Origin of the sequence: Sphingomonas sp. R647 (genome assembly GCF_020177055.1) — a bacterium.
In the GTDB taxonomy this organism is placed as follows: Bacteria; Pseudomonadota; Alphaproteobacteria; order Sphingomonadales; family Sphingomonadaceae; genus Sphingomonas.
Map to the genome: position 1 here is coordinate 152,493 of NZ_JAIQXT010000006.1, position 23,264 is coordinate 175,756.

General features: G+C 66.2%; 18 protein-coding genes. 17 read left to right on the plus strand and 1 reads right to left on the minus strand.

The features are described 5' to 3' along the window. Position 1 precedes the first annotated feature (1 nt). From K9B35_RS16305 to K9B35_RS16370, 14 genes are all read left to right on the plus strand, one after another. The gene (locus K9B35_RS16305; RefSeq protein WP_224923042.1) at positions 2 to 1,228 is read left to right on the plus strand and encodes a glycosyltransferase family 4 protein; all 1,227 of its coding nucleotides are present in this window, start codon (positions 2 to 4) and stop codon (positions 1,226 to 1,228) included. Then, on the plus strand, positions 1,225 to 2,925 hold the full coding sequence (locus tag K9B35_RS16310; RefSeq protein ID WP_224923043.1) for a heparinase II/III family protein: 1,701 nt from the start codon (positions 1,225 to 1,227) through the stop codon (positions 2,923 to 2,925). Before K9B35_RS16305 ends, K9B35_RS16310 begins: the two co-directional genes overlap by 4 nt. Then, a complete protein-coding gene (locus K9B35_RS16315; protein WP_224923044.1) occupies positions 2,922 to 5,009 on the plus strand; it encodes a bi-domain-containing oxidoreductase in 2,088 nt (695 codons plus the stop codon). The genes K9B35_RS16310 and K9B35_RS16315 overlap by 4 nt, the downstream gene beginning before the upstream one ends. Continuing rightward, positions 5,009 to 5,941 (plus strand): glycosyltransferase family 2 protein, encoded by a 933-nt coding sequence (locus tag K9B35_RS16320; RefSeq protein ID WP_224923045.1) that lies wholly within the window; start codon positions 5,009 to 5,011, stop codon positions 5,939 to 5,941. Before K9B35_RS16315 ends, K9B35_RS16320 begins: the two co-directional genes overlap by 1 nt. Beyond that, on the plus strand, positions 5,938 to 7,095 hold the full coding sequence (locus tag K9B35_RS16325; RefSeq protein WP_224923046.1) for a glycosyltransferase family 4 protein: 1,158 nt from the start codon (positions 5,938 to 5,940) through the stop codon (positions 7,093 to 7,095). The genes K9B35_RS16320 and K9B35_RS16325 overlap by 4 nt, the downstream gene beginning before the upstream one ends. Before the next feature lie 72 nt (positions 7,096 to 7,167). Beyond that, complete coding sequence (locus K9B35_RS16330) at positions 7,168 to 8,049, plus strand: FkbM family methyltransferase (protein WP_224923047.1); 882 nt, start codon at positions 7,168 to 7,170, stop codon at positions 8,047 to 8,049. Between the two features lie 228 nt (positions 8,050 to 8,277). Then, positions 8,278 to 8,892: a class I SAM-dependent methyltransferase gene (locus K9B35_RS16335; RefSeq protein WP_224923048.1), complete on the plus strand. Its 615-nt coding sequence runs from the start codon at positions 8,278 to 8,280 to the stop codon at positions 8,890 to 8,892. 26 nt (positions 8,893 to 8,918) lie between these two features. Continuing rightward, positions 8,919 to 10,103 carry a glycosyltransferase family 4 protein gene (locus tag K9B35_RS16340; protein ID WP_224923049.1) on the plus strand — a complete coding sequence of 395 codons (1,185 nt, stop codon included), beginning with the start codon at positions 8,919 to 8,921 and terminating at the stop codon, positions 10,101 to 10,103. Positions 10,104 to 10,128: 25 nt separating this feature from the next. Next, entirely contained in the window at positions 10,129 to 11,160 is a 1,032-nt protein-coding gene (locus K9B35_RS16345; protein ID WP_224923050.1) for a glycosyltransferase, read from the plus strand. Further along, positions 11,157 to 12,512 (plus strand): oligosaccharide flippase family protein, encoded by a 1,356-nt coding sequence (locus K9B35_RS16350; RefSeq protein ID WP_224923051.1) that lies wholly within the window; start codon positions 11,157 to 11,159, stop codon positions 12,510 to 12,512. The genes K9B35_RS16345 and K9B35_RS16350 overlap by 4 nt, the downstream gene beginning before the upstream one ends. 40 nt (positions 12,513 to 12,552) lie before the next feature. Next, positions 12,553 to 14,475 (plus strand): asparagine synthase (glutamine-hydrolyzing), encoded by a 1,923-nt coding sequence (gene asnB, locus K9B35_RS16355; RefSeq protein ID WP_224923052.1) that lies wholly within the window; start codon positions 12,553 to 12,555, stop codon positions 14,473 to 14,475. 52 nt (positions 14,476 to 14,527) lie between these two features. Then, positions 14,528 to 15,352 carry an FkbM family methyltransferase gene (locus K9B35_RS16360; RefSeq protein ID WP_224923053.1) on the plus strand — a complete coding sequence of 275 codons (825 nt, stop codon included), beginning with the start codon at positions 14,528 to 14,530 and terminating at the stop codon, positions 15,350 to 15,352. A 5-nt stretch (positions 15,353 to 15,357) separates the two neighbouring features. Next, the gene (locus tag K9B35_RS16365; RefSeq protein ID WP_224923054.1) at positions 15,358 to 16,218 is read left to right on the plus strand and encodes an FkbM family methyltransferase; all 861 of its coding nucleotides are present in this window, start codon (positions 15,358 to 15,360) and stop codon (positions 16,216 to 16,218) included. A gap of 8 nt (positions 16,219 to 16,226) precedes the next feature. Beyond that, the gene (locus K9B35_RS16370; protein ID WP_224923055.1) at positions 16,227 to 17,447 is read left to right on the plus strand and encodes a hypothetical protein; all 1,221 of its coding nucleotides are present in this window, start codon (positions 16,227 to 16,229) and stop codon (positions 17,445 to 17,447) included. Between the two features lie 108 nt (positions 17,448 to 17,555). Here K9B35_RS16370 and K9B35_RS16375 read toward each other — a convergent pair whose 3' ends face one another. Continuing rightward, entirely contained in the window at positions 17,556 to 18,692 is a 1,137-nt protein-coding gene (locus tag K9B35_RS16375) for a glycosyltransferase family 4 protein (protein WP_224923056.1), read from the minus strand. 144 nt (positions 18,693 to 18,836) lie between these two features. On the opposite strand from K9B35_RS16375, the gene K9B35_RS16380 reads away from it, so the two are divergent. The 3 genes from K9B35_RS16380 to K9B35_RS16390 all read left to right on the plus strand — a co-directional run bounded on the left by K9B35_RS16380 (position 18,837) and on the right by K9B35_RS16390 (position 23,264). After that, positions 18,837 to 20,234 (plus strand): O-antigen ligase family protein, encoded by a 1,398-nt coding sequence (locus K9B35_RS16380; RefSeq protein WP_224923057.1) that lies wholly within the window; start codon positions 18,837 to 18,839, stop codon positions 20,232 to 20,234. 46 nt (positions 20,235 to 20,280) lie between these two features. After that, positions 20,281 to 20,994 carry a polysaccharide biosynthesis/export family protein gene (locus K9B35_RS16385; protein ID WP_224923058.1) on the plus strand — a complete coding sequence of 238 codons (714 nt, stop codon included), beginning with the start codon at positions 20,281 to 20,283 and terminating at the stop codon, positions 20,992 to 20,994. Positions 20,995 to 21,083: 89 nt separating this feature from the next. Beyond that, positions 21,084 to 23,264, plus strand: a complete 2,181-nt coding sequence (locus tag K9B35_RS16390; protein WP_224923059.1) for a GumC family protein — start codon at positions 21,084 to 21,086, stop codon at positions 23,262 to 23,264.

Sequence of the window (23,264 nt, forward strand, 5' to 3'; positions counted from 1 at the left end):
CGTGAAGATACTCGTCCTCACCCATTATTACCCGCCCGAGGTGAACGCGCCCGCGTCGCGCCTGTCCGAACATGCCCGCGTCTGGGCGCAGGCGGGGCATGAAGTGACGGTCGTCACCTGTGTCCCCAACCATCCGACGGGCCGCGCCTATCCCGGCTATCGCAACCGGCTATGGCAGGAGGAGGAACGCGACGGGGTCCGCGTGATCCGGCTGTGGACCTGGCTCGCGGCGAATGAAGGCTTTCTGCCGCGCATTTCCAATTACTTATCCTATTTGCTCTCGGTGCTGGTGTGGATGTGGCGGCTGCCCAAGGCCGATGTGGTGCTGTCGACGTCCCCGCAATTCTTCTGTGGGCTTGCCGGCTGGCTGCTCAAGCGCAAGCGGCGGCCGTGGGTGCTGGAGATCCGTGACCTGTGGCCCGAGAGCATCGTCACCGTCGGCGCGATGAAGCGCGGTGCGGCGATCAAGCTGCTCGAGGCAATCGAGCGCTTCGCCTATCGCAAGGCCGATCTGGTCGTGTCCGTCACCGACGGATTCGTGCCGCATATCCGCGAACGCCGGGGCGACGGGCCGATCGCGGTCGTAAAGAACGGCGTCGATCTCACCACCTTCACCACCCCCGATGCTGCGGCGGAGACCCTATTCCGCGCCGCCCACGGCCTGACGGGCAAGTTCGTCGCGGCCTATGTCGGCACGCACGGCATGGCGCACCGGCTCGACACCGTGCTCGAGGCGGCAGAACTGCTGCGCGACCGCAGCGACATCGCCTTCCTGCTGGTCGGCGACGGGGCTGAGCGGGAACGGCTGCTCGCCGAAGTCTCCGCGCGTGGGCTGTCCAACGTCGTGATGCTCGGCCAGCAGCCAAAGTCGGCGATGCCCGGCATCTGGGCGGCGAGCGACGCGGCGCTGGTGCTGCTGCGCCGCGTCGATACGTTCAAGACGGTGATCCCGTCGAAGATGTTCGAGGCAATGGCGATGGCCTGCCCGATGATCATGGGCGTCGAGGGCGAGGCCAACGCACTGATGGAAGCAGGTGGCGCGGGCATCGCGATCACGCCGGAGTCGGCGGAAGAGCTGGCAGCGGCAGTGACGCGACTGGCCGACGATCCCGCTTTTGCCGCGCAACTCGGCGAATCCGGCCGCAGCTTCGTCGCGCGTGAGTTCGACCGCCGCGTGCTCGCCGAACGGCTGCTTGGCGAGATGCAGGCGCTGGTCGCGGCACGATGAGTCGCCTCACCCGTCTGCGCCGCAGCGTCGCCTTTGCCCGCCATGTGCCCATTGGCCAGTTGCTCGCGCGCGGGCGGCTGACGCTCCAGCGCCGCCGGTCACTAAAGAACCCGCCCGGGCTCGACGGCCTCGCACCCGGCCAACTCGAACCCGCTCCCCTCCCGCCCGCGCCCCGCTTCCTCCCGCGCACCGGACAGGTCGAGCGCACCGCCAATGGCTGGCGCTTCACCTTCCTTGGCCGCGCGGTCGAGATGGGCGAGACGATCGACTGGGACGCCCCCGGCCCCGGCGTCGCCAACCAGCTGTGGCGGATGAACCTCCATTACATGGAGTATCTGGAGGGCCTCGACGCGGACGCCGGCATCGCGCTGATCCACCAGTGGATCGCCGCCAATCCGCCGTGGCAGCCGGGTTATTGGCACGACAGCTGGAACAGCTACACCCTCTCGCTCCGCGTCGTGGTGTGGATGCAACGGATTGCGGCCTGGGACCTCGACCCCAGCGATCCAGCGCTGGCCCCGATCCACGCCAGCCTTGCCGAGCAATTGGCGTTCCTCGAACGCAACCTCGAACTGGACATCGGCGGCAACCATCTCGTCAAGAATATCAAGGCGCTGAGCTGGGGCGCGGCGTTCTTCTCCGGCACGATTGCGGAGCGCTGGCGCACGCGGGCGATCGACCTGCTCGACAAGGAACTGGCGCGACAAGTGCTGGCCGATGGCGTGCATTACGAACGCTCACCCTCCTACCACGCGCAGGTCTTTGCCGACCTGATCGAGACAAGCGACGCGCTCGGCACCGCCGCACCGCAAGCGCTCGAGCGCGCACTCGACGGCATGGCGCGCGCGACTGCCCTGCTCGCCCATGCCGATGGCGGCCCCGCGCTGTTCAACGATGCCGGCCTGACCATGGCCTATCCTCCCGGCGAGTGCCTGACCGCCTACATGGCCTCCACCGGCCGCGCAGTCCCGCAGCCGCAGGGCGGCTTCGCCCTCCCCACCGCTGGCTATTTCGGGCTGCACACGCCGCTCCTGACCCTGATCGCCGACCATGGCCGGATCGGTCCGGACGACCTGCCCGCCCATGCCCATGGCGATATCGGCAGCATCGAGCTGTCGGTCGCGGGCCAGCGGATGATCGTCGATCAGGGCGTATTCGAATATGTCCCAGGCACCCGCCGTGACCAGAGCCGCAGCGCGCACCATCATAATGTCCTTGGCCTCGACGGCGCGGAACCGGCCGATTTTTTCGGCGCATTCCGCTGCGGCCGCCGCCCACGCGTGTGGGTGAGCGAGGCCGAGGTCCAGCCGGATGCGCTGACGCTGGCCGGCAGCCATGACGGCTATACACACCTCCCCGGCCGCCCGATCGTCACCCGTCGGATCGAGGCGCGTGGCGACACCTTCCGCCTGCACGACCGGATCGAAGGCGGGACATGGCACCCCGCCACCTGGCGGATGCTGCTCCACCCGGAGTGCGAAGTAACGCTCGACGGCACCACCGCGACGCTGCGCCGGGGCGGCGCTCAGCTTATCATCCAGGCATCGCAGCCGCTGCGTCTCGAAGCTGCAACATGGTGGCCCGACATGGGCCGCGAATCATCCACGCAACGTCTGTGCTTGACACTCCCCAGCGGTTGTTTTGAGAGCGACGTCACATTCATGGCCGCGTCGGTCGGGGAAACGGGGCTTAAGTGAAACAGGTCGAACAAAATTATCGCAGCGGCGTGCTGCGCCTGATCGAAGCGCCAGTGCCGCGCTCGGGCCGGGGTCGGAATCTCGTCGCGACGCGCGTCTCGCTGATCAGCGCCGGCACCGAAAAGCAGATCATCGACCTCGCGCGCAGCTCGCTCGCAGGCAAGGCGATGGCGCGGCCCGATCTGGTCCGCAAGACGCTGCAGAAAATCCGCAACGAAGGGCTGCTGCCCACGGTGCAGAAGGTGTTCGCCAAGCTCGATACCCCGATCCCGCTCGGCTACAGCCTCGCCGGGACGGTGGTCGAGGCGGGCGCGGAAGCGGGCGGCTATGCCGTTGGCGACCGTATCGCCTGTGCCGGCGCGGCGGTGGCCAACCACGCCGAATACAATACCGTGCCCAAGAACCTGTCGGTCCGCATCCCGGCGGGCGTGTGCGACGAGGCAGCGAGCTTCGTCACGCTCGGCGCTATCGCGCTTCAAGGCGTGCGTGTCGCCAACCCGACATTGGGCGAGCGCGTCGTGGTCATGGGGCTCGGCCTGATCGGCCAGCTCACCGTTCAGCTGCTCAAGGCCAATGGCTGCCGCGTGCTCGGCTTCGATCCCAATCCGGGCCGCGCCAAGCTGGCGCTGGAAATGGGCGCCGATGTCGCGGTCAGCGAAGCGCTGGACGAAGCGGTGCGCGGCTTTACCGATGGCTATGGCGCGGACGCCGTGATCGTCACGGCGTCGAGCAAATCATCGACCCCGCCCAACCAGGCCGCCGAGATCAGCCGGATGAAGGGCCGCGTCGTCATGGTCGGTCTGACCGGCATGGAGATCGACCGCGAGCCCTTCTACAAGCGCGAACTCGATCTGCGCCTATCGATGTCCTACGGCCCCGGCCGCCACGACCCGGCCTATGAGCTGGAAGGGCATGACTATCCGCTCGCCTATGTCCGCTGGACCGAACAGCGCAACATGCAGGCGTTTCTGGAGCTGGTCGCCGAAGGCCGCGTGACCCCGCTCAAGCTGGTCACCCACCGTTTCCCGATCGCGGAGGCAGAAGCGGCCTACAAGCTGATGGACACGGACGAGCCGTTCCTCGCGATCCTGCTGACCTATCCCGAGACCCCCGCGCCGATCGCGCGGTCGATCCCGGTCAACACTTCGTCGGCGGCGACCGGGCGCGGCACCGCCTTCATCGGTTTCGGCAATTACGCCAAATCGGTGCTCGTCCCCGCGCTCAAGAAAGCGAGCAAGGAGCGGCTGACCACCGTCGTCACCTCGACCGGCCTGTCGGCGCATGACGCCGCGCAGCGCGAGGGCTTTGCCAACGCCGCGACCGATCCGCAGGCGGTGATGGACGATGCCGACACCGATTGCGTGTTCATCGCCACCCGGCACGACAGCCATGCCAGCCTCGCCGCCGCCGCGCTGCGCGCGGGCAAGCATGTGTTCGTCGAAAAGCCGCTGGCGCTCGACCATGAACAGCTCGCCGATGTCGTCGCGGCGGCGGAGGGCGCTCCGGGCGTGCTGACGGTCGGCTTCAACCGCCGCTTCGCCCCGATGATGATCGCGGCCAAGGCGGCGATTGCGTCGCGCGCCGGCCCGATCGCGATGCACTATCGCGTCAATGCAGGACATGTGCCGGGCGATAGCTGGCTGCACGGCGCACAGGGTGGCGGGCGCATCGTGGGCGAAGCGTGCCACTTCGTCGACGCGCTCACCTTCCTCGCCGGCGGCCCGCCGGTGTCAGTCAGCGCGTTCCGGCCGGAAGGGATCGACGATACCGTCTCCGCGGTGCTGCGCTTTGCCGACGGATCGACCGGCACGATCCTCTATTCCTCGCTCGGCGATTCATCGCTGCCCAAGGAATATCTCGAGATTTTCGCGCCCGGCACGGTCGTCCGGCTCGACGATTTCCGCAAGCTGCACATCACCACCGGCGGCAAGACCAAGACCCAGTCCGCCTCGGCGCAGGACAAGGGGCAGGCGGGACTGGTCAAGGCGTTCTACGCCGCGGCCCGCGACGGCGCCGCCGCGCCGATCCCGCTTGATGAGCTGATCGCGGTGAGTGAAGCGACGCTCGACATCGCCGGGGTGTGATGGACGCTTCCGCGCCTTCGATCACCGCGCTGATCATCTCGTTCAACGAGGAGGTGCACATCGCGCGGTGCATCGAGCGGATTCGTCCGCTGGTGCGACGCGTCGTCGTGGTCGACAGCTTCTCGACCGACCGTACGGTCGAGATCGCGCGGGGCTTGGGCGCGGATGTCTATCAGAACCCGTTCACGACGCATGGCGCGCAGGTGCAATGGGGTGCCGACAACACCGGGATCGACACCGACTGGATCCTGCGCATGGATTGCGACGAGTATCTGGAAGCCGGCCTGCTCGACGCGCTGCGCACCCGCACGCCGACGCTGCCCGATGACGTGTCGGCGCTCGACCTCAAGCTCAAGGTGCTGTTTCGCGGCAAGTTCATCCGCTGGGGCGGCTATTACCGCACCTGGCTGACGCGCATGTGGCGGCCGGGCCGCGCGCGGATGGAAAGCCGCTGGATGGACGAGAAATTGCTGATCGAGCGCGGCCAGGTCGAACGCATCACCGGCGGCGATCTGGTCGATGAGAATCTCCGCGATATCGGCTGGTGGACCGACAAGCATAACCGCTATGCGACGCTGCAGATGATAGACTTCGTGCTGCGCGAACAGGGCGTGGTGCGCGACCATGACGAACCCGGCGCAGTCACCCCGGCGGCGAAGTTCAAGCGCTTCCTGCGCCACACAATCTATGGCGGTGCGCCGCTGTACCTGCGCGCGGTGCTCTATTTCGTGCAGCGCTATTTCCTGCGGCTCGGTTTTCTCGACGGGCGGCGCGGGTTCGTGTGGCATTCGCTCCACGGCTTCTGGTTCTTCATGCTGATGGACGCGAAGATCGACGAGGCGCGGACGCATATTGCGGCGCACGGGATCGACAGCTTCCCCGCCTATCTGAAGTCGCGCTACGGCATCACTTTCGCGCTCCCCGCGGCATGAGCACCCGTCCGACGATCCTGATCCTGATCGGCGCCTTCTGGCCGGGACATGAGGCGACCGGCCCGAACCTCAGCATCAAGGCGCTGTGCGAGACGCTCGGCGACCGGTTCGATTTCCGCATCGTCGCGCGCGATCGTGCGTTCGGCGCGGCGGAGCCGTTGGTCGAGGCCGGGCGGTGGCACGACCTTGGCTATGCGCAGGCGCACTATCTTCCGGTCGGCCGTACCGGCGCGCAGGGTTTGGCCAAGCTGCTGCGCGAGACGCCTCACGACATCCTGCTGCTCAACGGCTTTTTCGACCGCGAGTTCACGATTCCCGCGCTGATCGCCCGCCGCTTCGGGCGCGGATCGCGCGCGCAGGTCATTCTCTCCCCGCGCGGGGAGTTTTCGGGCGGCGCGCTGGGCCTGAAGGGCGGACGCAAGGCGGCGTATCGCCAGCTCGTCACCCTCGCCGGACTGATGCGCGGCGTTACCTTCCACGTCACCAGTGAAGCCGAGCGCAGCGATGTCCGCGCCGCCTTTCCCCGCCACCGCATCGACCTGATCGGCAATGCCCGCCCGGCCTTCCCGCTTCCCACGCACCGCCCGCGCGGGGACGGCGAACCGTTCCGCGTCGCGTTCCTTGGGCGCATCTCGCCGGTCAAGGGGCTGGACGTGGCCCTGGAAGCGCTTGCGCAGGTGCGCGCGCCGGTCGCCTATTCGATCTACGGGCCGATCAGCGACCCCGCGCATTGGGCGCGCTGCCGCGAGCTGATCGCCGCGCTGCCGGGCCATGTGACCGCTGAACATCGCGGCGAACTCGCCAATGCCGAGGTTGCTGAGGCGATGGCCGGGCAGGATCTGATGTTCCTGCCCTCACGCAGTGAGAATTTCGGCCACGCGATCTTCGAATCGCTCTGTTCGGGAACGCCCGTGCTGATCGGAACCGAGACGCCGTGGCGCAACCTCGCCGCCGATCACGCCGGGTTCGACCTGCCGCTAGACGATCGCGCGGCGCTGGCCGACGCGATCGACACGCTTGCCGCGCTGCCCGCCGAAGCGCTCACCGAATGGCGGCACGGCGCGCGCGCGCGGGCCGAAGCCTTCCTCGCCGGCAACGAGGCTGCGGCCGAGATGACCGCGCTGTTCCAGGAGCTAGCCGCCTGTGACGCTTGACCTTTCCGGACCCTTCTGCAATCCGCCGCGCGACCGTCCGCACGCCCGCGCCGAAGGTCAGGGGGACCAGCATTGACCGGAACGACACCCCAGGGCGAGTTGCACCCGGGCGTCGCCGCACGCGCCGTTCGCGCGTTGCGCGGCCTGCGCCATCTGCGCGGCTGGGGATCGCTGGCCAATCGCCTTGCCGGCCCGACGGGGAACTTCCGTGTCGCCAATGACGGGGTGTGGGTCGAGGGTGAGCTCAATTCCTTTGTCGAGCGCCAGGCCTATCTGTTCGGCGGCTATGAGCGCGACGAGATCGCCGCCTTCCTGTCGCGCATCCCCGCCAATCGCCGCCGCACGATCCTCGACATCGGCGCGAATGTCGGCACGCATGCGCTGCAGTTTTCGCGCGCCTTTACCCAAGTCCACAGCTTCGAGCCGAACCCGCTGGTGTTCGGCCGCCTCCAGCGCAACCTTGCACTCAATCGCGCCACCAACGTCGCCCCGCACCAGCTCGGCCTGGGCGCGGAGCCGGGCAGCTTTCAGCTCTATTCACCCGCAGGCGACAATGGCGGCCTCGGCACGCTCGTCACCACCGACCAGTATGACGCGCCGCTCGAAGCCGTCGCGACGGTGCAGGTCGAACAGGGTGACGCACTGCTCACCCGGCTGAACGTCGGCCCGATCGATGCAATCAAGTGCGACGTGCAGGGCTTCGAGATTTCGGTGCTGCAGGGTTTGCAGGAGACCATCCGCCGCGACCGCCCGGTGCTGTGGATCGAACTCGGCGGCGGCGCGCGGATCGCGCCAGACGAGGCCGCACAGATCGTTGCCCTGGCCCCTGAGCGCTCGCGCTTCTACCGCATCGCCGGGGTCCGCCACGGCGCAACCCATGGCATCGCACTGCACGAATCCGCGCCCGACGCGCTGATGGGCGGCGACTATGTGATCGTGCCCGACCCCGCCTGACCAGCGTTCGAATCTGCATCAACCGCAGGCTAACCACCGGCACAGCGTGACCGACCTCGCTCTATGCGCGACGTCAGGCTGCTGTGGGCAAGACTTTGGTAAATATCGGGACTGCGTGCCTTACCAGAGTTCTCGACAGCCCGGGCGTCTTGTGTAAAGGGCGCTGGCGGGGATGGCATAGATACTGGGTGGAACATGAGCAGTGTACGGTTAAATGTAGGCTGCGGAATGACACCCACGCCCGGCTGGCAGAATTTCGATAATAGCTGGACCGTGCGCGCCGCGAACAGCGCGGCGCTTGCCGCGATCTTCAGGGCAGCCGGCCTGTTGCGGGGCAAGGAACCCTATCTGGCGGTCGTGCGCGAGCATGGCATTCGCTGGGCAGATGCCGTGCGCCACATTCCTGTCGCCGACAACAGTGCCGACGTCGTCTATACCAGCCATATGGTCGAGCATCTGACCCGCGAGGAAGCGGCGAGCTTCTATGCCGAGGCAAAGCGCGTTCTCAAGCCGGGTGGCGTCCTGCGCGTTGCGGTCCCCAACCTCGACTATCACATCAATTTGTATCGCGATAACGCCGACCCCGACGCGTTCATGGACGGGCTATGCGTCGTGTCCGAACCGACGCGCGGCATCGTCGGCACGCTCAAGCATAGTCTGGTCGGTGAGCGGCATCATCAGTGGATGTACAACGGCCCGTCGATGCGCCGCGCGCTCGAAGAGGCGAGCTTCGTCGATGCCACGGAATATGCACCGGGCGAAACCGGCATTGCCGACCCGGGTGCGCTCGACCTAGCCGAACGCGCGCCCGAAAGCGTGTTCGTCGAAGCGCGCAAAGCTTAACGACTCAAGATGGCGGATCCGAACTCATGGCTTCCTCCAAGCGGCTGGCGATCGTCGTCACCCATCCGATCCAGCATTTCGTCCCCTTCTACCGTGCGCTCGCCGCGCGCGACGATCTCGACGTCCATCTGATCTTCGGCGCGCCGGTCGGGGTCCAGGCGTATTTCGACGAGGAAATGAACGCCGAGATTTCCTGGAACATGGAAATGCTCGGCGGCTATTCGCACGAATTCCTCGAAGATGCCCGGCCCGGCCAGCAGCCCAGCCCAAGCTGGCCGAGCAGCTCCAAGGTCGCCGAGCGGCTGGCAGCGTTCCGGCCCGACGCGGTGCTCCTCTACGGCTATAACCAGGCCAATGTCCGCCGCGCGCTGTGGTGGTGCGGACGCAATCGCGTGCCGGCGATGATCATCTCCGACAGCGAATTGCTCCAGCAACGCGGTGGGCTAAAGCAGGCGGTCAAGTCGCTGCTCGTCCGCCTCGTCTATTCGCGCATCTCCGCCTTCCTCTCGGTCGGCGACCGCAACGAAGAGTATTACCGCCATTTCGGCGCGCCCGCCGACCGCATCTTCCGTTCGCCCTTCACCATCGACGAAGACACGTATCGCGCCGCCCGTGCGGACCGCGCTGCGCTGCGGGCGCAGGTGCGCGCCGAGTTCGGGATTCCCGAGGACGAAATGCTGGCGCTGTTCGTCGGCAAGCTGTCGGCGCGCAAGCGGCCACAGGACCTGATCGACGCACTCGCCCGCTTCCATGCGGGGCACGGCATCGGCGCGCTGTTCGCCGGCAATGGCGAACTGTTCGAGGAGCTGAAGGCGCGCGCCGCGGCCGAAAACCTGCCCGCGCGCTTTGCCGGTTTCGTCAATGTCGATCGCCTGCCCGCGCTCTACGCCGCCGCCGATGTGCTGGTGCACCCCTCGCAAGCCGACCCGCACCCGCTGATCACGTCCGAAGGCGCGTGCATGGGCCTGCCGATGATCTACAGCGACCGGATCGGCGCAGTCGGCCCGACCGACATCGCGCGGGATGGCGAGAATGTGATCGTCTATCCGTGCGGAGACACCGCCGCGCTGGCCGAGGCGCTGGCGATCCTCGCCGCCGATCCGGCGCAGCGCGCAGCGATGGCGCAGCGCTCGCTCGAGATTTTCGACGAACTCGACATGCGCCGCAGTGTTGCGGGCGTCATGGAAGCGCTCGATGCCGTCTGCGCTTGACGTCCGGCGGCCGGTCCGCGCCCTCATGGCAACCGAGTTCTGGCATGGCTGCACCGGCCGTGCGCTGGCGCAGGGCCTGCGCAACCAGGGGTGGGACGTCGCTGAGGTCGATCTCGTTGCCTATCTCGGTCGGGCGAACGGCCTGATCCACCGGATCGCCAACCGCCTCCTCACGCCCTATGGAATCGCGGCCTATAATCGCGAGATTCTCGAGCAGGCGGATCAGATCGATGCCGAGGTGATGCTGACGGTCAAAGGAAGTTACATCACCGCCGACACCCTTGCCGCACTGCGGGCGGGTGGCGTGCGATTGGTCAATTTCTACCCCGACGTCGCCTATAATCACGCCGGCTCATCGCCCGAAGCATACCAGCTTTACGACCAGATCGTCTCGACCAAGAGCTACCATCTCGATCACCTGCGCGACACCTATGGCGCGGAACGGACGGGGTTCGTCCATCACGGCTATGCGCCGCTGGTCCACGCGCGGCAGTATCGCGACGCTGTTCCCTATCGCTGGGACATTTCGCACATCGGCAATTTCTCGCCCTACAAGTTCGACTATATGCTCGCCGTCGCGCGCGCGTTTCCCGACCGGAAAATCGCAGTCATCGGCAATGGCTGGAGCAAGCCGGCACGTGGCACCGCGCTTGAGCCTCACCTCCTCGGCCATCCCTTGATGGGCGATTATTTCGCCCGCGCGATCGAAGAAAGCCGCATCAACGTCGCGATGCACCACGGCCCGGTCCCGCCCGACGGATGGCAGGACGTGACCTCGACCCGTACTTTCGAGATTCCTGCGTCGGGCGGCTTCATGCTGCATATCGACAATGACGAGGTGCGATCGCTGTTCGTGCCGGGCGAAGAGATCGATGTGTTCGCCGACGCCGCGTCGCTGTGCGATCGGATCGGCCATTATCTGGAGCATGAGGACGCGCGCCGCCGCATCGCCGCCGCCGGCCATGCCCGCTGCGTCCCGGCCTACAGCCTCGACGCGCGCGCGCGCGAACTCGCCAACCTTCTGTCCGAACGCGGTATCGTGCGGGGTCGCGCATGAGCCGCGTCGCGTGGCTGCGCGCGCGGCTCGCGCCATCCTATCTGCTCGGAGCCAGCCCCGTCGCGACGTGGCTGCGCGGCGCGGGCTGGATCCTGGGATCGTCGATGGTCGAGCGGGGGGCGGCACTCGTCCAGACCATCCTGATTGCCCGCGCGATCGGTGCCGACGATTATGGCCGTTACGCGCTGTTGCTCAGCACGATCGCGCTCGCCTCGCCGATCGCGTCGCTGCAACTGCCCTATTCGGTCATCTCGATCGTCTCGCGCTTTTCCGAACGCGATCCGGAGCGCGCGGGCGCAGTGATGCTGCTCGCCGACCGGCTGACCTGGGGCCTCACCCTCGCCTTCCTCGCGCTGTGCCTCTTCTGGCCGTCTGGCCTGTCGGGCTGGCTGCTTGGCGAAAGCCAATATGGCTGGGCGATCATCTTCAGCGGAGTGATCCTGCTCACCTCGGTCCAGGCGGGGCTTAGCGACGCACTGCTTCAGGCGAAGCAGGAGTTTCGCGTGCTCGCGCTCGCCCGCTCATGGACGGCGGCCGCGGCGTTTGTCCTGCTCGTGCCCGTCGCCCTGCTGGCCCCAAGCCTGAATTACGTCATGGCGGCGGTCGCGGCGGCGAATGTCCTGCGCCTGCTCGCCGTCGCAATCCCCGCGCGCAGCCACCGCCGGACCTTGCGCACGGGCATCGATCTGCGCGCGGCATTCGCCCACGCAAGCGTCATCTTCGCCTTCTCCATCCCCAGCGGCCTGCTGTCGGTGGTTCAGGGCGGGGCGGCGTGGCTCGGCAACTATGTCCTGTCGCGCTCGCCCGCCGGGTTCACCGACCTCGCAATCATCAATACCGGGGTGCAGTGGCGGCTGCCGGTGCTGATGGTGATGGGATCGCTCGCCTCAGCGATCCTGCCGATGCTCGGTGCGTCGATCGGCAAGGCGAAGCATGGCGAAGTCCACCGGCTGCAGCGCTACAATATGGTCGTCAATCTCGGCCTCGCCACGCTGTTCAGCGGGGTGGTGATCGCCGCCTCGCCGCTGATCCTCGCGCTCTATGGCGATAGCTTCCGGGGGAACGGCTACCTCTTCGCGCTGATCGTCATCGCGCTGGTCCCCACCGTCTATTGCAACGTGCATCAGCAATTGCTGGTCGCGCGCGGAACGATGTGGACCCAGTTGTGGCTGCTCGCACCCTATGGCCTGGTTGTCGTCGGCGGGACCTTGTGGTTCGCCAGCATCCTCACGGGCGAAATTCTGGCCTATATCCAACTCGCTGGTTGGGTGATAACGGCCATCGCGATCGGGGTCTGGGTCCGAATCGACCGGCGCGTGCTGATCGAATCGCCGGACGCAGCATCAGTCTGAGGCAGCTCTAGCGCCTTGCCGCCTTTGGGGAACGGGAAGCATGTGCGGAATTCTGGGTTGGGTCGGCAAGCGGCAGCTGGAAGTCGAGCGCTTGTCCGCTGCGCTGGACCTTATCGCGCATCGCGGTCCTGACGGTTCGGGCGAGTGGAGCGATGCCGAGGCGGGCGTGTGGTTCGGCCATCGCCGCCTGTCGATCATCGATTTGAGCCATGCTGGCGATCAGCCGATGCATTCGGCGGACGGTCGCTACGTCCTGATCTTCAACGGCGAAATCTATAACTATGTCGAGCTGCGGCAGGAGCTGATCGCGCTCGGCGCCAGCTTCACCTCGCACAGCGACAGCGAAGTGATCATCGAGGGGTATCGCGTCTGGGGCCGCAAGGTCGTCGACCGGCTGAACGGCATGTTCGGCTTCATGATCCTCGACCGCCACGCACGGACGATGTTCGGCGCGCGCGACCGCTATGGCGAAAAGCCGTTGCTGTTCGCGCGCGGTGACGGGTTCATCGCGTTCGGGTCCGAGTATAAGGCACTGCTGACGCTGCCGGGGATCGGGCGCGGCTATGACGATTTCCGCATGCTGGCCGCGGCAGTCAACCCGAGCAAGGGCCTCGATGCCGACCGCCAGACCGTGTTCAATTCGATCGAGCAGTTGCTGCCGGGCGAGGCGATCGCCTTCGACCTCCAGCGGCTCGAGCCCGAGATCTGGCGCTATTACGCCCCCCGCTACGACGCCAGCCGCGCCACGATGCGCGACGCCGATGTCTTTGCCGAGTTCCGCGAACTGCTGACCGATTCGGTTCGCATCCGGCTGCGCAGCGACGTGCCGGTGGGGTCGTGCCTGTCGGGCGGGCTCGATTCGAGCGCGATCGTGTGCATCGCGCGCCAGCTGGTTGGCGACGATGCCGAATATAACACCTTCACCGGTCATTTCCCCGGCACGCCGGCCGACGAATATCACTTCGCCAAGGTCGTGATCGACGCAACCAAGGTGAAAAGCCATCTGGTCGAACCGACGGTCGACCGGCTGATCGACGATTTGCCCGACTTCATCTGGCACAATGAATTGCCGACCGGCGGGTCGAGCCAGTTCGCGCAATGGTGCGTCTTCCACCTCGCGAAACAGCATAATGTCACCGTGCTGCTCGACGGTCAGGGAGCGGACGAGTTGCTCGGCGGCTATGAAACCTATTTCGCGCTCTATCTCGACAGCCTGCGCGAAACCGGCGACCGCGCGCGGCTCGACGCCGAAATGCCGGAGATCGAGGCGCGCTATCCCGGCGTCCTCACCCCGCCGTCACGCGCGCTGCGCGATCGTCTGCCCTTCCGCCTGCGTCACCTGATCGCCAACCGGTTCGGCAAGGGGTCGAGCGTGCTCTACGCCGTCGAACGGGGCGTCGCGGAGCGGATCATGGCCCAGAACGACCGGACGCGGCAGGGCGAGTTCCACCCCCTCGCCAGCGCGCTGGCCGAAGATAGTTTCGGCGGCTTCCTGACCACGTTGCTGCGCTATGGCGACCGCAATTCGATGGCGCATTCGCGCGAAGTACGCCTGCCCTTCTGCGACCACCGCCTAGCCGATTTCACGCTGTCACTTCCGCCGCATCTGCTGATGGGTGAGGTGCAGACCAAGCGCGTGCTGCGCGAAAGCATGCGCGGCGTGCTGCCTGAGGAAATCCGCGCGCGCTGGCGCAAGCAGGGGTTCAACCCGCCGCAGGACCTGTGGTTCAAGTCGCCGCGCCTGCAGACGATGGTCCGCGACCTGTTCGCCTCGCAAAGCTTCCGCCAGTCGCCCTATTGGCAGGCGGGCTATTGGGACACGATCCTGGACCGCGCCGTCGCCGGCGAGCCAGGACTTGGCTGGACCCTGTGGCAGCCATTTATCATCGAAACTTGGCGCCGGGAGTTCCTTGGTCGGCTCGACGCCGCCACGCCCGCCTCTACCGTTCGCACGGCCGCGTAACTCAGGCCGTTTTTCGCCGTCCCCAACCCTCGCAGACCGCTAGGTTCTCTTCATGCTGAATGTCAAAACGCGTCATCATCTCCTCCAGCGCATCTTCTGGAACCCCGTCGGTGCACGATTCGCCCGCGCCTTCATCCGGTTCAGCCGCAAGTTCGACGTGGTCGTCCGCAACTATTCGCTCAACGGCGAGACCAATGGCGAGCGTTGGCTGCTGACGTTGATGGACCCGGCCCCGACCGTGATCGATGTCGGCTTTCATGACGGTGCCTCGACTGCCGAAATGCTGAAGGCGCGGCCGCAGGGCAAGGTGATCGGGTTCGACCCGTCGCGCTTCGCTGCAGGGCGTTATGCTGCCGATTTCGCGCAGGAAAGCCGCGTGACCTTTGTCAATCAGGGTCTTGCCGCTGAGCCGGGCGAGCTTGAATTCCACGACTACGAAAACATGTGCAACAGCCTCGCCCCGCGCAAGGAACTGCCGGGCGAAGTGCCGACCACGTACAAAGTGCCGATCACCACACTCGATACCTGGTGCGCGGAAAACGGGGTCGACCACGTCAATCTGATGAAGATCGATGCCGAAGGCTATGACCTCTACGTTCTCGAAGGCGCGAAGGCTCTGCTCGAAGCGCAGAAGATCGACATGTTCATGTTCGAATTCGCCAGCGGCTGGACCGCATCGAAACGCTTTTTGTGGGAGGTTGACGAGTATTTCGCGCCGCTGCCCTACAAGCTCTACCATCTGTTCAACGGCTTCCTGACGCCGCTGACCTATAACGTCGAACGCGATTCCTGCACGACGCGCTACGCCATGTATGTCGGTGTCAGCGACCAGCGGATGGCGCGCGGCGACATTCCCGTGCGCGACTACGGGCTCTGATCGTCATGGGTCTCGAACGCGCAGTCATCGCCCTTGCCAGCGCGCTCCCGCGCGGCGGGCACAGCCTTGCCAAGCTGCTTCGCCCGGTAGTGCCGGGGCTGCGCCATTGCCCCGCGAAGCTCAAGTCGAGCAGCATGACGCTACACGGCGACGTCGGGCTCAACGTCTTCTACCCGCTCGCCATCCATGGCTATTATACGCACCAGACGGTCGAGGACGATGTCATCGCCTGGGTCGCCCGCGACGCCCGCGTGATCGCCGATGTCGGCGGCAATATCGGTTACATCACCGCATTGATGGCCACCGCCGCGCCCAACGCGAAGATCGTCGCGTTCGAACCGCTGCCGCTGTGCCAGCCCTATCTGGCGCAGGTCGCGGCGCATTATCCGGGCGTGTCGATCGTGGCCAAGGCGGTCGGTGCTGAACCCGGCACCGCCGAATTCAGCCTGCGCCCACAGGTCGACCGCTCGTCCTTTTCGGGCAGCGGCGACACCAACGCCGAACTGCTACAGGTGACCGTGACCACGCTCGACATTGAGATGGCGGGGCAGGATGTCGACCTGATCAAGATCGACGTGGAGGGGTTCGAGGATGTCGTCCTCGCCGGCGCGCACGACACCGTCGCGCGCTGCCGCCCGTTCGTAGTGTTCGAGGCGTATGAACTCGACGTACTGCGCCGCGTGCTCGCCTTCTTCGAGGGCGTAGGTGGCGACTATGCCATCTACCGCATCGCCGAAAATGGTGCGCTGCGCCTGCTCGCCGACCACGAGCGGCAGGACGACGAGACCTGCAACTTCGTCGCGTGGCCGCCGCACCGCCCGCTGCCTGAGGGCCTGCGCGTCCCCGCCAGCTATCCGCGCCCCTGAGACCGACCATGCGTTGCGTGTTCGTGTCCGACATGTCCCCGGCGCTGGGGCACGTCTATGGCTTGCGAGTGATCTCGCTCGCCCGCGCGATGGCGGCGCGGGGACATCAGATATTGGTGATCGCGCCGGTCGCCGACCCGGCCTCACCCGGCGAAAACGCACAGAGCATTGCGAGTAAGATCGCCGCGCATGACTGGTCTGCCCCGCTGCTGCTCGAACTTGCACCGCGCGACTATCCCCTGCTGCGGCTCCAGCGTTCGCAAACCGCCCCCGCCCTGCTCCGCCGCCTCGCCACAGCATGGTTGATCGCTGCCGAGGGGGGTGTGCATGGCGATTGGGTCGCAGCGGCGCGCGCCGCGCAACCGGCGATTCTGAAGGCGTTCACGCCGGACATCGTCTGGGCAAATTTCGGGAACTTGAGCAACCTGGTGGTCGGCCAGCAACTGGCGCGCGCGGCGGGCGTCCCCTGGACGATCGATTTCAAGGATAACTTCGCCAACTATGTCCCGGGCGGGCTGCACGGTGTGTTGCAACGCCGCTTCGCAGACGCGGCGGCGTTCACCAGCAATGCCGAATTGCACGCCGGGATCGCTGCGCGCTGGTTCGCCCAGCCGCATGAGGTGATCTACTCCAGCATCGCCCCGGCGATGGTCGCCGCGCCCGACAGCCGCCCGCGCAGCGACCGTTTCCTCGTGACCCTGGTCGGCAGCACCTATGCCGACGACTTCCTCGAGCGCTTCATGGGCGGGTTTGCGCGCTGGGTGAAGGCAGGCGGCGCTGAACGACGCGACGCCACGCTGTTCCACTATGCCGGGGCCGCCGACAGCAATGTCCGCGCCGCGATCGGCCGTGCAGGACTCGAGTGCGTCGCCAGCGTCGAGCGTAACGTGCCCCACGACCGGCTGGCCAAGCTGTGCCACGACGCAGCGGTCAATTGCTATATCTGGGCGACCTTCGGCTTCCACCACAAGGCGCTGGAGCTGATGGCGTGTCGCCGCCCGCTGATCACCTTCCCCGGCGAACATCCCGAGACGTTCGTCCTCGCCGAGCGCGTGCGCGGTGACCTGCGCACCTGCACCGATGAGGCGCAACTGACCGCGACGCTCGACGCCGTCTGGGATGCGTGGCGCACAGGCGCGATTCCCGCGACCGACCCGGACCTGTCATCGGTTACATGGGACGCGGGCGCCGGGCAGCTTGAACGGGTTTTCGCTAAGGCGATTGGCTAGAACCGTTTGTGCTGAGCTTGTCGAAGCACCGCTCCTGCGCTCAGTGACGAAGGGGCGCCGCCCTTCGACAAGCTCAGGGCAAACGGCTGTAAAGCGATCCAGATTCGGTCAGTTCACCAGCCGCGTGAGCAGGTCGGAAATCCGTGCGCGATAGGCAGGTAGCGCAAAATAATCGAGGCCATCCGGCACGCCCTTGGGCTGGTCGAGCGCTCGGAGAATCGCTGCCTTGAGCCCCGCTCGATCGCGCGGATCGACCACCTGCCCCAATTTCCCCTCGCGCACCGCCTCGCGCCCGCCGTCAAGATCGCTCGCCACCGTGGGGATGCCGCACGCCATCGCCTCAAGGAACACAAAGCCGAACCCCTCACCGGTGCTGGGCATCGCATAGACGTCGGCCAGCCGATACGTCGCGACCTTCTCCTCCTCCGGCACCATCCCGGCGAAGACGACGCGATCGGCAACACCGAGCGCCGCCGCCTTGGCCTCCAGCCGCGCGCGATCCTCGCCCTTGCCCGCGATCAGGTAGGTGATGTCGGGCGCGAGTTCGGGCAGCAGTTCGATGATCTCGTCGAACCCCTTGTAGCGCTCCGACGGGTCCAGCCGACCGAGCGTCAGGATCACGCGTTTGCCAGACAGGCCATAGCGCGCCTCCAGCGCCGGGTCGCGCGGCCCCGGCGCATAGCCGGTAAAGTCCATCGCATTGGGGATCACCACGCACCGCGCCGGATCGACTGCGCACCAGCTGCGGAACCGCCCCAAGGTCAGCGCGCTCACGCTGACAATCGCATCCGCGCGCAACCCGAAAAAGCGCCGCCGCGACGTCGCCGCCGCCGGCCATGCGTCGATCCCGTGCAGGCACAGCGCCCAGCGCGCGCGGGTCAGCTTCGCCGCTGCCCAGGCCACCGGGGCCAGGTTGATATGCGGGACGATGATCGCGTCGAACCCGCCGGTCAGGACATGGCGCAGCACGGTGCGCAGATACGCGCCGCGCCCGCTCAGCCCGCTCAGGTCATAGGTCAGCTTGGCAGGCAACGGCCCGATCTCGCCATAGGCAATCCGTGGCGGGCAGACGATTTCGTCGACGCGATCATCGGCGTCGAGCGCTTCGATCAGGTTGCGGCTGAACAAGGCGATCCCGCCATGCCCGCCATAGGCGTCGGTCGCGAGATACAGGACGCGCAATCCGCGACGCGGGCGATCGACCAAGTTCAACTCCTCTGCGATCACGGCCCGCGCGTGGCCCATCCCCACGCGACCTAACCCGGTTGCGGTGAATTGCAAGCGCTGGCCCGGACCTGCGCTTGGCAAGCCCGGTGGCGACGGTTAAGGACCGCCCTGCACCGTCGATCAAGGGGATGCGGGGTTTTGTTCAATTCCAGTCGACCAGGCATGCTCTATGCTGCCTTGGCCGTCCTTGTCGCGGCGATCCTGTTCGGCGGAGCGTCGCGGATCGAGACCGGGGGAGCATTTCTCTCCCGGCTGGTCACGCTTGGCGCATTCGTGTGGCTGGTGTGGCAGCGCGGGTCGCCGCTTGTGCGGATCGAACGCCCGGCGGCACTGATCTGGTTCGCGCTGATCGCGCTGGTCGTGATCCAGCTGATTCCTCTGCCCTTTGCTGTGTGGACCGCGCTGCCGGGCCGTGAACTGGCAACTGCGGCGCTCAATCTGGTTGGCGAACAGCCATGGGGTGCGATCAGCCTGACGCCGATGCGCACGGTCGACGCGCTGCTCATGCTGCTCTGCGCCTTTGCCGCCTATGTGATGGGATCGCAGCTGGATGCCGCCGGGCGGACGACCTTGCTGACGGCCGTGCTTGGCTTGATCGTGGTCAGCGCGGTGCTCGCCATCGCCCAGTTCCTGTCAGGGAACCAAAGTCCGCTTTATTTCTACGCGATCACCAACAGCGAAGCCGGGGTCGGTTTCTTTTCCAATGCCAACCACCTCGCCAATTTCATGAGCGGGGGCATCGTTCTGGTTGGCTGGTGGATCGCCGAACGCGCGTCGCACGGGCGCAGGCCATCGACGGGCGAGTTCTTCACCGCCGGAATCGTCATTCTGCTGTTTCTTGCCGCAATCTTCACCAGCGGCTCGCGGGCAGGGACCGTGTTCGCGTTGATCGCGCTGACGTTCGCGGCGACCTTCCTTCCGCTTCGTCAGCTGGGGATCAACCCAAAGCTGGCGCTTGGCGGCGGACTGTCGGTCATCGCGGCGGGCGTCGCGATCGTTGCGCTGCTGTTCACCGGAACGATCGGCAACGAAGCCTTCACCTTTAGCGGCGGCGAAGCGCAACGGATCACGCTGGTCCCCGAGCTGCTGGCAATTGCGCGCGATTTCCTTCCCTTTGGCACCGGGGTCGGCAGCTTCGATCCGATCTATCGCAGCTATGAGACGCGCGACGGACTGCAATTCGGATACCTCAACCAGGCGCATAATGAATATCTTCAGATCCTGATCGAATTCGGCATCTTGGGCGTCGCCGCGCTGATCGCAGGGCTTGCCTGGTATGCGCGGCGCGTGTGGCAGGCATTCCGGGTCGCGCCCGAGAGCCGCACCATCAACCGTCAACAGCGCGCCGCCGCGATGGTGATCGTCTTTGTGATCGTGCATTCGGCGGGCGACTATCCGCTGCGTACTGATGGCTTTGCGATCTACTTCGCCTTGCTCTGCGCGCTGTTGACGCCGCCGATCGCCGCCCCCAGGCGCAGTGACGGGCGGGTTGGTCGTGCATCCGGCCCCCGCATCGACAGTGCGATGCCGGGGGTTTCCTATTCGCAATCCCACCCCTAAAGATGGGCACCGCAGGGGTATGCGGCGCGCAGCTCGACACCATTTGATGGAGGCCGTTATCAACGCCCGGTTCATTACCCTTATTACGCTGGCCTGTGCCGTTTCGGCATGCGCGGCAAAGCCCAATTTCCGGCCGGAACTGGCCACGGTCGCTGAGGTTGCCGATCGGCTTCCGGTTCCGAGCATCAGTGACACCTCCCCGCGCCAGCGCGCGCCGCGCATCGGCGCGTTCGACAAGCTGACCGTGACCGTGTTCGGCGTTCCCGAGCTCACGACCTCCGGGTCGGTCGATGCCAGCGGCACGTTCAACCTGCCGCTGGTCGGCGCCGTGCCGGCCGAGGGCCTCACCTCGGGCGAGCTTGCGAGTGAGCTGCGCCAGCGCTTTGCCCGCTATGTCCGCGATCCGCAGGTCAATGTCGTCATCGATCAGGCGGTGAGCCAGCAGGTCACGATCGACGGCAGCGTTGCACGCCCCGGCGTTTATCAGGTGTCGGGCGACACCACGCTGCTGCGCGCCATCGCGATTTCCGGCGGCCTGTCCGAGGACGCGCTGAAGCGCGAAGTGCTGATCTTCCGCACGGTCGAGGGCAAGCGGATGATCGCGCGCTTCGACATGAACGAGATCCGTGGCGCGCGCGCAGAGGATCCTGCGGTGTTCGGCAATGACGTGATCGTGGTGGGCAGCAATTCCAACCGGTCGCTGTTCAAGGACGCGATCCAGGCCGCCCCGCTACTCAGCCTCTTCTATCTCATCCGATAAGGGTTCGACCTTTCATGAACGACGTCACAGCACAGCCCCGCCCCCCGGAAGGGCGCCAGCCTGGTGCGAACGGAAATTCAGCCGAACCGATGCTGAACGCGCTGGTCCAGGACGAGCGGCGCGAAAGCCCGCTGACCTACTACCTTCAGGTGCTGCTGCGGCGGCGCTGGTTCGTCGTCGCGACCGTGCTGCTCTCGATCGGCCTCGCGGTGTACATCAACGCGACAACCGTACGCCTCTATCGGTCGACCGGCTCGATCGAAATCGCGCGTGAAGCGGCGCGGGTGATCAACGCCGATGACGGATCGGCGAAGCCAGGCTTCTACTCGCAGGAATTCTACCAGACGCAGTACGGCCTGCTGAAGAGCCGCGCGCTGGCCGAAATGGTGGTGCGCAAGCTCAACCTCGCGAACAACCAGACCTTTATGTACGGTTATTCGGGTCGCGACCCGGGCGAGCGCCCGCGCGTGCTGGGCGCCGAGCAGCGCAAGAATCTCGAACGCGCCGCCGCCGGCATGCTGATGGCGAATCTGACCGTCGAACCGACCCGGTCGTCGAGCCTCGTGTCGATCAGCTTCGACAGCCCCGACCCCCAGTTGTCGGCGCGCGTCGTCAACACGCTGTCGGAAGCGTTCATCGAACAGAATCTGGCCCGCCGCTTTGCTGCGTCGAGCTATGCGCGCAAATATCTTGAGGACCGCATCGCGCAGACGCGCACGCGGCTTGAGGAATCCGAACGCAAGATCGTCGATTATGCGAGCGATCAGCGGATCATCAACCTCGACGCCCCGACCCAGAAGGAGGGCGGCGGCACAACCGCGGCACCGAGCCTGGTCGGGACCGAACTGGGCGCACTCAGCTCGGCGCTGACCACCGCCAAGGCCGAACGCATCGCGGCCGAAGCCCGCTACAGCGAAGCGCGCAAAAGCGGACCGCTCGCCGCAGCCGAGGGGCTGACCGACAACACCATCACCGCGCTGCGCGGATCGCGCGCCACGCTGATGGGCGAATATTCCAAGCTGCTCGCCCGGTTCGAGCCGGAATATCCCGCAGCGGTCGCGCTCAAGCGCCAGATCGACGAAATCGACCGCCAGCTGCGCGCCCAGGGCGGCAATGTCCTCGCGTCACTGCGCTCGAATTACGAGGCCGCAGTCGCCCGCGAAGGGCAGCTGCAGGCTCAGGTTGACGGCCTCAAGGAGGGCGTGATCGACCTGCGTCGCCGCTCGATCCAGTACAATATCTACCAGCGCGACGCGGACACCAACCGCTCGCTCTACGATGCCCTGCTCCAGCGCTATAAGGAGATCGGCGTCGCGGGCGGGGTCGGGACCAACAATGTCTCGATCGTCGACGCTGCCTTGCCGTCCTATGGTCCGGTCAAGCCTCGCACCACGATGAACCTGCTGCTGGCGACGATGCTGGGCCTGTTCCTCGGTGCCGCACTCGCCTTCCTCGTCGAACAGCTTGATCAGTCGATCATGGCGCCCGACGATCTCGAGTGGAAGCTGGGGATCCCGCTGCTCGGCAGCATCCCCCGTCTGCCGGAGTCCGAGAACCTGCTCGAGGCGCTGGACGATCGCCGAACGCCGTTGGCGGAATCCTACCTCTCGCTGTTCACGGCGTTGCGCTTCACCACCAGCCATGGCGCGCCGCGCGTGATCTTCATGACCAGCTCGCGCGCAGCAGAGGGCAAGTCGACCAGCTCGGTCGCGCTCGCTCGCAACTTCGCGCAGCTGGGCAAGAGGGTGCTGCTGATCGACGCCGATATGCGTGATCCGTCGATCCACCACATGCTCAAGCTGACCAACAGTGGCGGCCTGACCAACGTGCTCGCCGGTGCCGACGATCTTGCGCGGTTCATCCAGCCCGGGCCGCATGAGAAGATGGCGGTGATGACTGCCGGCCCGATTCCGCCCAACCCGGCGGAACTGCTCGCCGGCCCGAACCTGCCGCTGGCATTCGAGACGCTGCTCAAGTCGTTCGACCATATCGTCATCGACGGCCCGCCGGTGCTTGGCCTCGCCGACGCGCCGCTGATCGCCAACTATGCCGAAGCAACGGTGTTCGTGATCGCATCGAAACAGACCCGCACCAAGGTCGTCCGCGTCTCGCTGCGCCGCCTTGCCGACGTCAATGCGCGCATCCTCGGCGCAGTGCTCACCAAGTTCGACGCCAAGACCTCCGGCTACAGCTACGCCTACAGCTATGAATATGGCGATCGCCGCAACCGGCAGGGCAAGTCCTTCGCGCGCCGGATCCTGCGCGGCTGA

What these genes read in the sequence shown, in the direction of transcription:
- K9B35_RS16365 (WP_224923054.1), top strand. Translation starts at nt 15,358, where the DNA reads ATGGGTCTCGAACGCGCAGTCATCGCCCTTGCCAGCGCGCTCCCGCGC.
- K9B35_RS16335 (WP_224923048.1), top strand. Translation starts at nt 8,278, where the DNA reads ATGACACCCACGCCCGGCTGGCAGAATTTCGATAATAGCTGGACCGTG.
- asnB (WP_224923052.1), top strand. Translation starts at nt 12,553, where the DNA reads ATGTGCGGAATTCTGGGTTGGGTCGGCAAGCGGCAGCTGGAAGTCGAG.
- K9B35_RS16310 (WP_224923043.1), top strand. Translation starts at nt 1,225, where the DNA reads ATGAGTCGCCTCACCCGTCTGCGCCGCAGCGTCGCCTTTGCCCGCCAT.
- K9B35_RS16345 (WP_224923050.1), top strand. Translation starts at nt 10,129, where the DNA reads ATGGCAACCGAGTTCTGGCATGGCTGCACCGGCCGTGCGCTGGCGCAG.
- K9B35_RS16340 (WP_224923049.1), top strand. Translation starts at nt 8,919, where the DNA reads ATGGCTTCCTCCAAGCGGCTGGCGATCGTCGTCACCCATCCGATCCAG.
- K9B35_RS16320 (WP_224923045.1), top strand. Translation starts at nt 5,009, where the DNA reads ATGGACGCTTCCGCGCCTTCGATCACCGCGCTGATCATCTCGTTCAAC.
- K9B35_RS16370 (WP_224923055.1), top strand. Translation starts at nt 16,227, where the DNA reads ATGCGTTGCGTGTTCGTGTCCGACATGTCCCCGGCGCTGGGGCACGTC.
- K9B35_RS16350 (WP_224923051.1), top strand. Translation starts at nt 11,157, where the DNA reads ATGAGCCGCGTCGCGTGGCTGCGCGCGCGGCTCGCGCCATCCTATCTG.
- K9B35_RS16325 (WP_224923046.1), top strand. Translation starts at nt 5,938, where the DNA reads ATGAGCACCCGTCCGACGATCCTGATCCTGATCGGCGCCTTCTGGCCG.
- K9B35_RS16360 (WP_224923053.1), top strand. Translation starts at nt 14,528, where the DNA reads ATGCTGAATGTCAAAACGCGTCATCATCTCCTCCAGCGCATCTTCTGG.
- K9B35_RS16375 (WP_224923056.1), bottom strand. Translation starts at nt 18,692, where the DNA reads ATGGGCCACGCGCGGGCCGTGATCGCAGAGGAGTTGAACTTGGTCGAT.
- K9B35_RS16385 (WP_224923058.1), top strand. Translation starts at nt 20,281, where the DNA reads ATGGAGGCCGTTATCAACGCCCGGTTCATTACCCTTATTACGCTGGCC.
- K9B35_RS16380 (WP_224923057.1), top strand. Translation starts at nt 18,837, where the DNA reads ATGCTCTATGCTGCCTTGGCCGTCCTTGTCGCGGCGATCCTGTTCGGC.
- K9B35_RS16390 (WP_224923059.1), top strand. Translation starts at nt 21,084, where the DNA reads ATGCTGAACGCGCTGGTCCAGGACGAGCGGCGCGAAAGCCCGCTGACC.